The sequence below is a fragment of the Stenotrophomonas sp. 22692 genome (assembly GCF_052045015.1).
Lineage (GTDB): Bacteria > Pseudomonadota > Gammaproteobacteria > Xanthomonadales > Xanthomonadaceae > Stenotrophomonas > Stenotrophomonas geniculata.
The window spans coordinates 1-12492 of record NZ_JBQEMR010000062.1; the positions used below are offsets into that span (position 1 = coordinate 1).

Below are 12492 nucleotides of genomic sequence, written 5' to 3' on the forward strand. Positions count from 1 at the left end.
TGCGGCGACCGAGCTTACATGGACGTACTTGCAGCGTCCCCCGCAACCGGACCCAGCCCGACTCCCCACAGGAAACCAGCTTCTGCTGTTGCTGTTGCTCCAGCTCGTAGCAGGTGCAGGGCGCAGCCCTGCCGAACACCCCCCTCTCATGCTGCGCCGCAGAATGCATTCGGCTGAACCAGCATGCTCTACTTGAATCGATCTAAATTCACGGTCGCACGGGTCGGGCGTCATTCCAGGGGGAGCTTTCTGCCAGTTGTGGCGGAGCTCAGCGGAACGGTGCCGGACGGCCCCGGCCGTCTGCCTCCGTGTCATCGACTACAGGAACCCGACATGCGTCCAGTGCCGTCCGCTCCCGCCGTCCCATTGTCTTCGCGCCCGCTGGCGCGGCTGGCCTGCCTGCTCGCACTGTCGGTGTCGCCGATGCTGCTGCAGGCCGCGCCGGCAGCACTGGAGCGCGAGGTCAACACCTTCATCGGCAGCAAGGACGACGGCAACACGTTCCCAGGCGCGTCGGCACCGTTCGGCCTGATCCAGGTCAGCCCGATCGGCAGCCACTACTCGGGCTGGCGCTATGACGACGAGAAGATCCGCGGTTTCGGCCACTCCTTCATCTCCGGCGCAGGTTGCTGGGAGCAGGGCGGCCAGGTGTCGGTGCTGCCGGTGACCGGTTCGATCGGCCCGGGCGGCGATTTCGATACCGGCAACGCCAAGCAGTTTGACCACAAGGCGTATGCCTCGTCGTACACCCATGACGGCGAGGTCGGCCAGGCCGGCTATTACAAAGTGCGGCTGACCAGCTACGGCGGCATCGACGCAGAATCGACCGCACGTACGCGCGCCGCAGCCGAGCGCTACACCTTCAGCCAGCGCCAGGGCGATGGCCACGTGCTGGTCAATGTCGGCCAGGCCAACGAGCGCCATTCGGTGATCGGCAGCGTGGTCGATGTGGTCGGCGACCGCGTGGTGGAAGGCAAGCTGGTCACCAAGAGTTTCTGTGGCGGCCACCAGTACACCACCTGGTTCCGCATCGAGTTCGATCGCCCGTTCAAGGCGCATGGCACTTGGGGCGAGGGTGGCGGCCTGCCGGGCGCACGCCACAGCATGGAAGGCGAGCAGAAGCCGAACGGTGCCTGGCTGACCTTCGACCTGGCCAAGGGCCAGTCGGTGACGGCGGTCAGCGCAATCTCGCACGTGGATGCCGAAGGCGCGCGCATCAATCTGCGCGCAGATGGCATGCAGGGGGGAGCGCTGCTCGGTTTCGAGCGCATGCGTGCGTTGTCCCAGCAGTCGTGGCGTGAGCAGCTGGGCCGGGTGCGCGTGCAGGGTGGCAACGCCGACGACCGCGCGGTGTTCTACAGCGCGGTCTACCACGCGCTGCTGCAGCCGATGACCGGCAACGACGCCGACGGGCGCTACCGCGGCTATGACGATGGTATCCACCGTGCCGACGGCTGGACCTACTACGAGTACTTCTCGCTGTGGGATACCTACCGCGCGCAGAACCAGTGGCTGGCGCTGACCCGCCCGGACGTGGCACGCGATATCGGCCGTACCCTGCTGGCGATCGACGAGCAGGGTGGTTGGCTGCCGCGCTGGGGCTATGCCAACTTCGAGACCAACATCATGACCGGCGACCCGGTCACCCCGTTCATGGTCGACCTGTGGCGCTTCGGCGCGCTCAAGGGCCGTGAATCGCAGGCCTGGGATGCGCTGCGCCGAAACGCCTTCGGCACGCCGCCGTTGAACTCGCGCATGGCCGGCCGTTCCGGCAACCCGACCTATCTGGACAAGGGCTACGTGGTCTACGACCGCGCGTTCCCGTCCAAGGGCATGGACGTCGATCCGCACCATGGCGGTTCGGCGACCTTGGAATACGCGCTGGCCGACTGTGCGCTTTCGCAGATGGCCGATGGCCTCGGCCACGCGCAGGACGCGGCGACGCTGCGTGAGCGCGGCCGCAACTGGCGCAAGGTGTGGGACCCGCAGGTGCGTGACGCCGAGACCGGCTTCACCGGTTTTCCGCGCCCGCGCACCGAAGATGGCCAGTGGTACACGCCGGCCGATGGCCACTACAGCCCGCGCTCGCATCACGGTTTCCATGAAGGCACAGCGTGGCAGTACCAGTGGCTGGCGCAGCAGGACGTGCCGGGCCTGGTCGAGGCGATGGACGGCCGCGAACAGGCCGGCCGCCGCCTCGATGCCTTCTTCGCGATGGACGCGCTGCAGGCCGACCCGCTCAATGCCGCCCGCAAAGAGTGGGTGGTCGGGCCGTACAGCTATTACAACCAGTTCCGCTACAACCCGAACAACGAGCCCGACCTGCACTCGCCGTGGCTGTACACGCTGATCGGCCAGCCGTGGAAGACCGCCGCCGTGGTGCGCGCCGCGCAGCAGTTGTTCACCAACGCGCCCAACGGCGTGACCGGCAACGATGACCTCGGCACGATGTCGGCCTGGTACCTGTTCAGTGCCATCGGCGTGTATCCGGCGGTGCCCGGCAGCGGCCAGTTCCTGCTGCACACCCCGCGCTTCAGCAAGGTGGAAGTGGACATGGGCAACGGCCGCACCCTGCGCATCGACGCGCCGGGCGCCGATGGCCGCCGCCTGCAGTATGTGCAGGGCGTCCAGGTCGACGGCCAGGCGCATGCACCGGTATGGCTGGACTGGAACCGCCTGCAGCAGGGCCCGCGCCTGCACTTCGCGCTCGATGCGAAGGCGCCGGAGCAGGGCTGGGGTACGGCGGTGAAGGACCTGCCGGTGTCCTGGTGCGCGGCACCGGGCAGCCAGCTGCGCTGAGCCGGACTGTGCCGTTCGCGGTCACCCAGCGAACGGCACGGCACGACACGGCCCTGATCCATTAGGCTTGAGCCTCCAGCGGAGTCCGGGAAGACGATGAACGACAACGGCAGCAGTCCCAGCAAGCGCGCCGGCAAGGCGGTGACGGTGACCGACATCGCGCGTGCCATCGGCGTGTCACGGGCAACCGTGTCGCTGGTGCTGCGTGGCAGCCCACTGGTCAACGTCGATACCCGCGCCAAGGTCGAGGCCGAACTGCGTCGCCAGCGCTATGTCTACAACCGCGCGGCGGCCAACCTCCGTCGTCGTACGTCGTCAAGCATCGCGCTGGTGATCAACGATCTGTCCAACCCGTTCTTCGCCGAATTCGCCTCCGGCGTGGACGAGGCGTTGGGCGGGCGCGGCTACGTGACCCTGCTGGGCAGTACCGGTGAATCGCCGGAGCGCCAACAAGCGGTGCTGTCCACGCTGATGGAGCACACCCCGGCCGGACTGATCCTGTCTCCAGCCGAAGGCAGCGACACCGCGCAGCTGCGACAGGCGCTGGGTGCCAATGCCAACGTGCTGCTGTTCAACCGCGAACTGGAAGGGGCCGACTGGGATTTCCTGACCCTGGACAACCAGCACGGCGCCTATCTGGCCACGCGCCACCTGATTGAACGCGGCCATCGCCAGATTGCCTTCTTCGGCGGCCATGCTGCATCGAGCTCGTGCCACCAGCGCCGCGCCGGTTTCCAGCAGGCGCTGGCCGAAGCGGGCCTGTCACTGCCGCCGGGTTGGATGATCGAGTCGGCGCCGAACCGCCTGGAAGCCGCGGCGCGTACCGATGAATTGTTTGCCGACGGCCATCGCCCGAGTGCGGCGGTCTGCTACAACGACACCGTCGCGCTGGGCCTGATGCTGGGCTTGAATTCACGTGGCATCCGTCCGGGCGGTGATTTTGCCGTTACCGGTTTCGATGATATTTCCGAGGCGTCGGTCGCGGTACCGCCACTGACCACGCTCACCGCCGATCCGCGCGAGCGGGGTCGGCAAGCTGCCGCGCTGCTGCTGCAACGATTGGACGAACCGGACGCGCCGCCACGGCGCACGGTCGCGCCGGTGCAGCTGCGCATCCGCGAAAGCAGTGCCGCACGACCGAACTGATTTCTTCCATATACCCCTTCCACGCAACAACGACCTTCCGCGCATCGAGGCGCGTACCGCATGCCGATCTCCGCAACGCCCCGTCCAACGGGATCTTCGGGCAACGCACCCGCCGTCACCAACGGCAAGGCGCTGGCTGTCGTCACCACGATCTTCTTCATGTGGGGCTTCCTGACCTGCCTCAATGACATCTTGATCCCGCACCTGAAGGCGGTGTTCGAGCTGAACTACGCCAAGGCGATGCTGGTGCAGTTCACCTTCTTCGGCACCTATTTCCTGATGTCGCTGCCGGCGGGTCGCCTGGTGGCGGCGCTGGGCTACAAGAAGGGCATCGTGGCCGGCCTGGTGATCGCCGGTATCGGTGCGCTGGGCTTCTGGCCCGCGGCCGAGCTGCGCGTGTACGGCGCCTTCCTTGGTGCGCTGTTCGTGCTGGCTACCGGCATCACCGTGCTGCAGGTCGCTGCCAATCCCTACGTCGCGCTGCTGGGCCCGGAGCAGACCAGTTCCAGCCGCCTGACCCTGGCGCAGGCACTGAACTCGCTGGGCACGGCCATCGCCCCGATCTTCGGCGGCATGCTGATCCTGTCCAACACGGTCAAGAGCGCTGACGACATCGCGGCGCTGCCGGCCGCCGAACAGCTGGCCTACCGCGCCGCCGAGGCGCAGGCGGTGCAGGGCCCGTACGTGGGCCTGGCGGTTGCGCTGGTGCTGCTGGCGCTGTTCGTGTTCCTGTTCCGCCTGCCGGCGCTGAGCGACGCCACCGAGCAGGCCGACCAGGGCCACCATCACAGCTACCTGGATGCGCTGCGCAAGCGCCACCTGCTGCTGGGCGTGCTCGGCATCTTCTTCTACGTCGGTGCCGAAGTATCGATCGGCAGCTTCCTGGTCAATTACCTGTCGATGCCGAACATCGGTGGCTTCAGCGAACAGGAGGCCACCCATTACGTGTCGGCCTACTGGACGATGGCGATGATCGGCCGCTTCGCGGGCTCCGCGCTGCTGGCGCGCTTCTCGCCGAGCCGACTGCTGGCGATCTTCGCGCTGGTCAACGTGGCCCTGCTGGTCACGACCATGCTGAGCTCCGGCAACATCGCGCTGTACTCGGTGGTGGCGATCGGCCTGTTCAATTCGATCATGTTCCCGACCATCTTCGCACTGAGCATCGAGCGCCTGGGCCCGCTGACCAACAAGGGCTCCAGCCTGCTGATCATGGCCATCGTCGGTGGCGCCGTGGTGCCGTACCTGCAGGGCGTGCTGGCCGACCACATCGGCGTGCAGGCCAGCTTCATCCTGCCGCTGCTGTGCTACGGCTACATCATCTTCTACGGACTGGTCGGCGCACGTACGCCGGCTTCCGCAACGCAGGGAGGCTGAGTCCGGAATGGGTTCCATCGTTTGCTTCGGCGAAATTTTGATCGATCTACTGGCGCAGCCGCCGGCTTCGACCGACACCCCGCGCGCGTTCCTGCAGTACGCCGGCGGTGCGCCGGCCAATGTTGCGGTGGCGGCAGCGCGCCTTGGTGCGAAGACCCAGTTCGTCGGCATGCTGGGCCGCGACATGTTCGGTGACTTCCTGGCCGAAAGCCTGGTCGAACACGGCGTCGGCACGGATTACATCGTGCGCACCGATGCGGCCAAGACCGCACTGGCCTTCGTCGCGCTGGATGCCAGCGGCGAGCGCAGCTTCAGTTTCTACCGCCCGCCGGCGGCCGACCTGCTGTTCCGTGACAGCGACTTCCAGGTCGCGTGCTTCGACAGCGCGCAGTGCTTCCATGTCTGCTCCAACAGCCTGACCGAGCCGGCCATTGCCGAGGCGACCTTCGCCGGCATGGAGCGCGCCCGTGACGCCGGTGCGGTGGTCAGCCTGGACCTCAATCTGCGCCCGGCGCTGTGGCCGGCCAACGAGGACCCGACGCCGCGCCTGTGGCAGGCGCTGGAACGTGCCGACCTGGTCAAGCTGTCGCGCGAGGAGCTGGATTACCTGGCGGCACCGCTGGGTGCCGATGGCGAGGCAGTGGTGCTGAAGCGCCTGCTGGCCGCGCAGGCGCGCTGGGTAATCGTTACCGATGGTGCGGCCACGCTGCACTGGTATACGCGCGACGGCCACGGCACGGTCACCAGCTTCCGTGTGGCCACCGTCGATACCACGGCCGCCGGCGATGCCTTCGTCGGTGGCGTGCTGGTCGGACTGCTGGAGCGCGGCGGGGCCGGTGCAGGCTTTGCAGCGTTCTGCCAGGACCCGGAGGCGATCACCGCCACGCTGCGCTTCGGTGCCGCGGTCGGCGCTCTGGCTGTTACCCGCAAGGGCGCGTTCGCCGCGATGCCCTCGCTCGATGAAGTGCAGCAGCTGCTGCAGGCCCAGGACATTACCGCATGAGCACCTCGCCCGATTTCCGTTCACCCGCGTTCCTGCGTGCGCATATCGCCGACACGATGGCGTTCTACCACCCGCGCTGCATCGATCCGAACGGCGGCTTCTTCCACTACTTCCGTGATGACGGCAGCATCTACGATGCCAGCCACCGCCACCTGGTGAGCAGCACCCGTTTCGTCTTCAACTACGCGATGGCATACCGCGAGTTCGGCAACGCCGAATACCGCGACGCAGTCGAGCATGGCGTGCGCTATCTGCGCGAGGTGCATCGCAATCCGGCCACCGGTGGCTACGCCTGGACCCTGCGCGACGGCAAGGTCGAGGACGACATGAACCACTGCTATGGCGTGGCGTTCGTGCTGCTGGCCTACAGCTGTGCGCTGAAGGCCGGCATCGAGCAGGCGCGCGCCTGGATGGACGAGACCTGGCAACTGCTGGAAGCGCGCTTCTGGGAGCCGCAGCACGGCCTGTACAAGGACGAGGCCGACGGCCAGTGGAACTTCACCGGCTATCGCGGCCAGAACGCCAACATGCACATGTGCGAGGCGATGCTGGCGGCGTTCGAGGCCAGTGGCGAACCGCGTTACGTCGAGCGTGCGCTGCTGCTGGCCGACAACATGACCCGCCGCCAGGCCGCCAAGGCTGGCGGCCTGGTCTGGGAGCACTACGATTCCAACTGGGAGATCGACTGGGACTACAACCTGGACGATCCCAAGCACCTGTTCCGCCCGTGGGGCTTCCAGCCGGGGCATCAGACCGAGTGGGCCAAGCTGCTGCTGATCCTCGATCGCCACGTGCAGGCCGACTGGCTGGTGCCGACCGCGCAGCATCTGTTCGACGTGGCCGTGGCGCGCAGCTGGGACGACGCGCGAGGCGGCCTGTACTACGGCTTCGCACCGGAATCGCGCCGGCAGCCGGGCATGGAGGGCGCGCCGATCGGTGGCGACAGCTTCGTCTGCGACGACGACAAGTACTTCTGGGTGCAGGCCGAAACGCTGGCCACCGCCGCACTGATGGCCAAGCGCACCGGTGATGACCGCTACTGGCAGTGGTACGAGCGCATCTGGGCGTACGCGTGGGAGCACTTCGTCGACCATCAGTACGGCGCCTGGTTCCGCATCCTCGATGCCGACAACCGCAAGTACAGCGACGAGAAGAGCCCGGCCGGCAAGGTGGATTACCACACCATGGGTGCGTGCTACGAAGTGTTGAACGTCGTGCGTTGAGGTCTGCCGCGCTGCGCGCTCGCCGGACGTGGTCCGGCGCTACCGTGGCGTGTTGAATTGGTAGCGCCGGGCCATGCCCGGCGGAAAAACAGGAGCATCCCGTGCATCGCCTTCCCCTCGTTGTCCGTCTGCTCCTGCTGCTGATCGCGGCCTCCGCCTTCCCGGCAACTGCGGCGCCACTACAGGCACAGTGGGAATTCCGCATGCTGCCCGGCGACGCGCAGGGCGCGGCCCATCCCGGTCTGCAGCAGTGGCGTGCGGCCCAGGTGCCCGGCAGCGTGCACACCGACCTGCTGGCGCATGCGCTGATCCGCGATCCGTACGTTGGCGCGCCGGAGGCCGAACTACAGTGGATCGGCCTGGCGGCCTGGGAGTACCGCGCGCGCTTCGACGTGGATGCGGCGACGCTGGCCAAGCCCAATGCCGAACTGCGCTTCGACGGGCTGGACACTTATGCCGAAGTCAGCCTCAACGGCAAGCCGCTGCTGCGTGCGGACAACGCGCACCGCACGTGGCGTGCGCGCGTGGATGGGCGCCTGCGCGCGAACGGCAATGAACTGCAGATCGTGTTCCGTTCGCCGATCCGCACGCTGCTTCCGGGCGTACAGGCGATGCCGCACAAGATCGCCGGCAACTATCCTTCGCCGTATGGCGACGAGCCGAAGGACGCGATGGTCGGCAACTTCGCGCGCAAGCCGGCTTACCACTTCGGCTGGGACTGGGGCCCGCGCTATGTCACGGCCGGCGTCTGGCGCGGTGTCGACCTGCAGGCCTGGGATACGCATCGATTGGCTGATCTGGCGGTGCGCACTGATGCATTGAGCGCGCAGCAGGCGAAGCTGACGGTGCTGCTGCAGGTGGAGCAGGGCGCGGCGGCGGGCTCGGCCGTGGTGAATGTGGATGTGCAGGATCCGCAGGGCCGCAGCGTGGCCCGGGTGAAGCGCACGGTGCTGCTGAAGCCCGGCCAGAACGCCGTCGAAGTACCGGTCGAACTGGTCAAGCCGCAGCGCTGGTGGCCGGTCGGCCACGGTGCACAGGACCGCTACACCGTGCAGGCCCGCCTGGATGATGGCGCCGATGCAACGCGGGCGCGCGAGCAGCGCATCGGCCTGCGCACGGTTGAACTTCGCCGCGAGGAAGACGGCAAGGGTGGGCAGGGCTTCGCCTTCGTCATCAACGGTGTGGAGATCTTTGCCAAGGGCGCCAACGTCATTCCTTTCGACGCCTTCCCCGCACGCGTCGATGCCACGCGATTGCGCCAGGTGCTGACCGCCGCGCGCGACGCCAACATGAACATGCTGCGCAACTGGGGCGGCGGCTACTACGAGGACGACGCGTTCTTCGACATCGCCGATGAGCTGGGCCTGCTGGTCTGGCAGGATTTCATGTTCGGCGGTGGCATGCAGCCCGGTTACGATCCGGCGTTCCGCGCCAGTGTGGTGGCCGAGGCGCGCGACAACGTGCGCCGCCTGCGCCATCACCCCAGCATCGTGCTGTGGTGTGGCAACAACGAAGAGGAAACCGCCTGGAAGGACTGGGGCCACGGCCGCGACCTGAAGGCGGCCGATCCGGCGTTCGCGGCGAAGGTCTGGCAGGGCTATGTCGACCTGTTCGGCCACGATCTGCGTGCGGTGGTTGGCGAGGAAGGGCTGGGCGTGCCGTACTGGTCCAGCTCGCCCAGCAACGACCTGGATGAGAAAGCCAACGATTCCAACCGTGGCGACAAGCACTACTGGCAGGTCTGGGGCAATCCGGCGCTGCCGGTGCAGGCCTACCTGCGCGAGACGCCGCGCTTCATGTCCGAGTACGGGCTGCAGGCGTGGCCGTCGGTGGCGACGGTGGACCAGATCGCCACCCGCGCCGAGCAGCGCATCGACAGCCCGGTGATTCGCGCGCACCAGAAGTTCATGGCGGGCGAGGGCAACAGCCGCCTGCTGCACTACATCGAACTGGGTTACGGCACGCCGAAGGACTTCGAGGACTTCGTCTACCTGAGCCAAGTGATGCAGGCCGATGGCATCGCGCTGGCGGCATTGCATCACCGCGCCTCGCGGCCGTACACGATGGGCTCGCTGTACTGGCAGCTCAACGACGTCTGGCCGGGCGCTTCCTGGTCCAGCGTGGACTATTTTGGCCGCTGGAAGGCACTGCATTTCGCCGCGCGGCGCTTCTTCGCGCCGGTGACGGTGGCGGCGCTGCGTGACGAGGGCAGCACGCGGGTGCGCCTGATCAATGATGGCGCCGCGCAGGATGCGCGTTGGCGGCTGCGGGTGATGGACATGGACGGCAAGGTGCTGCGTCGACGCGAGGACGCGGTGACGTTGACGGCGGCAGGCGTCACCTCGATCGGTGATTTCCGCGACGCGGAGCTGCTGGCCGGTGCCGACCCGAAGCGCACGGTGGCCGTGTTCGAGCTGCTGCAGAATGGGGCGGTGAGCGCGCGGCAGGTGGTCGGATTCGTCGAAGCCAAGGACCAGGTGTTGCCGCGGCAGAAGCTCAAGGCCACCTTGTCCATCGAAGGCGGCCACTATCGACTACGGCTGGAAAGCGCGGCGTACGTGCGCGCGGCGTGGATTGATTTCGGTGCGTTGGATGTGCAGGTCGAAGACAACCTGCTGGACCTGCTGCCGGGCGAAACCCGCGATATCGCCGTACGCGGCCCGGTGGATCTGGTTACCCTGCGCGAAGCGCTGAAGGTGAAAACCCTCAACGACCGTTGAGGGCATCCGCCGGGCATGGTCCCGCGTTACCCCTTCTTGACCACAGGAGCGGGGGGGGGTTGTGGGGGGGGGGACGAACTGTATTCCCACACACCCTTACAGCTGGATCTGCTGGAAATTCTCGACCCGCTCGTGGCCGTTGGCGGCCTGGCCGGTACGCGGCAGCGGGTAATCGTCCAAGCGGTCGATCAGGCGGGTCTGCAGTCCAGCTTCGCGGGCGGCATCCAGTTCCTCCACCACATCGGACAGGAACAGGATCTCGCCGGCCGGAACGCCAATGGCCTGCACGATGCGGCGATAGCTGTCGGCTTCACGCTTGCCGCCGATCTCGGTATCGAACCAGCCCGACACCAGCGGGCTGAGGTCACCGGCGTCGCTGAAGCCGAAGAACAGCTTCTGCGCCGGCACCGAACCGGAGGAGTACACGTACAGCGGCAGGCCGGAGGCGTGCCAGCCCTTCAGCACCGGCGCCACTTCCGGGTAGAAGTGCGCGGTGTAATCGCCGCGACGGTAGCCCTCGTCCCAGATCAGGCCCTGCAGCGCCTTCAGTGCGGTGTGCTTGCGGTCCTGGTCGATCCAGCCCTGCAGCGTCTCGGCCACCAGGCTGTCCTGGCAGGCACCGCCGATCTCGGTAGCCACCGCATCCAGCCAGCGGCGGACCTCCGGCTGCTGGCCATGTTCGGCGACGAACGCCGGCAAGGCCTTGCGGGCATAGGGGAACAGCACGTTCTTGACGAACGAGATGCTGCTGGTGGTGCCTTCGATGTCGGTCAGGATGACGCGGGGCTGCATGGATCAGGACGCCTGGGTAGGTACGTAACGGGGGAATTTCTGCGCGATGTCGGTACCGGTGAAGTGACCGACCCAGCCATCCGGCTCGGTGAAGAAGCGGATCGCCACGAAGCTCGGCTCCTCACCCATGTCGAACCAGTGGGTGGTGCCATCGGGCACGGCGATCAGGTCGTCCTTCACGCACTCGATCTCGTAGACCTTGTCTTCCACGTGCAGGGTGAACAGGCCGGACCCGGCGACGAAGAAGCGCACCTCGTCTTCCTTGTGGAAGTGCTCGTCGAGGAACTTCTTGCGCAGCTCGGCGCGGTTCGGGTTGTCCGGGGCGATCGAGGCCACGTCCACGCTCTTGAAGCCGTTCTCGGCGACCAGGCGGTCGATGTCGGCGCGGTACGCCGCGAACACTTCCTCCTGGCTGGCACCGGGCGCGACCGGTGCGGTGGCCTGCCAGCGTTCGAAGGTAACGCCGATCTTCTGCAGTTCGGCAGCGATGAGCGCGCCGTCCTGGGTGTCCAGCAGCGGCGATTCGGGGCGGGTGTCGTCGTAGATGCGCAGTCGGCTCATGGCGGCAGCTTGAACGTCTCGGGGGGAAGACAGGGTAGCAGGGTGGGGGCGAGGCGCAGATTCCGGATCGGCATCTGCACCTGCGCGAGGGTTCAGCCGCGCAGCTTGCGCAGCTCGAGCTCGCAGTGGAACAGGAACTCGAACGCTTCCAGGTGGCGACGCGCCTCGGCCATGTCGCGACCCCAGGCATACAGGCCGTGGCCATCGATCAGGTAGCCCCACAGGTTCTTCTGGTCGAGCAGGTCATCGACCTGCTTTGAAAGCACGTTCATGTCCTGGGTGTTGGCGAACACCGGTACGTCGATGGCCATCTCGTGGGTGCTGTTGCCGGCGAAGGCCTTCAGCAGCTCGTAGCCTTCCAGGCGGATATGGCCCTGCGGCGCGTACAGGCGCGAAGCGATGGTCTGCACCGGCGAATGGGTGTGCAGCACGCAGCCGATCTCCGGGAAGCGGCGGTACAGCTGGGTGTGCAGCAGGGTTTCGGCGGACGGGCGCAGCGGGCGGCCGACGGCCAGGCCGTCGAAGTCCACTACCATGATGTCGTCCTCGATCAGGCGGCCCTTGTCCTTGCCCGAGACGGTGATCGCGGCGTGGCGGTCGTCCAGGCGGTGGGAGAAGTTGCTGCTGGTGGCCGGGGTCCAGCCGGCGTGGGCCAGTTCGCGGACGTTGTCGATCAGCAGCTGTGCCAGTTCGCTCAGGCGCGCGGTGTCGTACGGGAAGGTGGGGGCGTTCATGCCGGCGATTTTACTGGATTCGGCCAACGGCTGAGCCCCTCGTGGCTGAGAGGTGGTTGGTTGGTCACGGAAAGCGGTTCATGGAGGTGGGGGGGGGGGGGGGGGGGGGGGGGGGGGGGGGGGGGGGGGGGGGGGGGGGG

General features: G+C 67.1%; 9 protein-coding genes. 6 read left to right on the forward strand and 3 right to left on the reverse strand.

Annotated features, from left to right (window positions below; all coding sequences use genetic code 11):
• The first annotated feature begins 333 nt into the window (after window positions 1-333).
• The 6 genes from ACTJJM_RS20600 (at window position 334) to ACTJJM_RS20625 (ending at window position 10265) form a co-directional block, all read left to right on the forward strand.
• Window positions 334-2799 (forward strand): GH92 family glycosyl hydrolase, encoded by a 2466-nt coding sequence (locus tag ACTJJM_RS20600; protein WP_440865938.1) that lies wholly within the window; start codon window positions 334-336, stop codon window positions 2797-2799.
• 96 nt (window positions 2800-2895) lie between these two features.
• On the forward strand, window positions 2896-3945 hold the full coding sequence (locus ACTJJM_RS20605; RefSeq protein ID WP_087922403.1) for a LacI family DNA-binding transcriptional regulator: 1050 nt from the start codon (window positions 2896-2898) through the stop codon (window positions 3943-3945).
• Window positions 3946-4005: 60 nt separating this feature from the next.
• Window positions 4006-5319, forward strand: coding sequence for an L-fucose:H+ symporter permease (gene fucP / locus ACTJJM_RS20610; RefSeq protein ID WP_049409375.1), 1314 nt, complete (start codon window positions 4006-4008; stop codon window positions 5317-5319).
• A 7-nt stretch (window positions 5320-5326) separates the two neighbouring features.
• Window positions 5327-6322 carry a carbohydrate kinase family protein gene (locus ACTJJM_RS20615; RefSeq protein WP_440865939.1) on the forward strand — a complete coding sequence of 332 codons (996 nt, stop codon included), beginning with the start codon at window positions 5327-5329 and terminating at the stop codon, window positions 6320-6322.
• Complete coding sequence (locus ACTJJM_RS20620) at window positions 6319-7545, forward strand: AGE family epimerase/isomerase (RefSeq protein ID WP_413410106.1); 1227 nt, start codon at window positions 6319-6321, stop codon at window positions 7543-7545. Before ACTJJM_RS20615 ends, ACTJJM_RS20620 begins: the two co-directional genes overlap by 4 nt.
• Before the next feature lie 101 nt (window positions 7546-7646).
• Complete coding sequence (locus ACTJJM_RS20625) at window positions 7647-10265, forward strand: beta-mannosidase (protein WP_440865940.1); 2619 nt, start codon at window positions 7647-7649, stop codon at window positions 10263-10265.
• A 96-nt stretch (window positions 10266-10361) separates the two neighbouring features.
• Here ACTJJM_RS20625 and mtnC read toward each other — a convergent pair whose 3' ends face one another.
• The 3 genes from mtnC to ACTJJM_RS20640 form a co-directional block, all read right to left on the reverse strand.
• Entirely contained in the window at window positions 10362-11057 is a 696-nt protein-coding gene (gene mtnC, locus ACTJJM_RS20630) for an acireductone synthase (protein WP_019336325.1), read from the reverse strand.
• A gap of 3 nt (window positions 11058-11060) precedes the next feature.
• Window positions 11061-11618, reverse strand: coding sequence for a 1,2-dihydroxy-3-keto-5-methylthiopentene dioxygenase (locus ACTJJM_RS20635; protein WP_019336326.1), 558 nt, complete (start codon window positions 11616-11618; stop codon window positions 11061-11063).
• Window positions 11619-11710: 92 nt separating this feature from the next.
• Complete coding sequence (locus tag ACTJJM_RS20640) at window positions 11711-12352, reverse strand: methylthioribulose 1-phosphate dehydratase (RefSeq protein WP_126559918.1); 642 nt, start codon at window positions 12350-12352, stop codon at window positions 11711-11713.
• Between the last annotated feature and the right edge of the window lie 140 nt (window positions 12353-12492).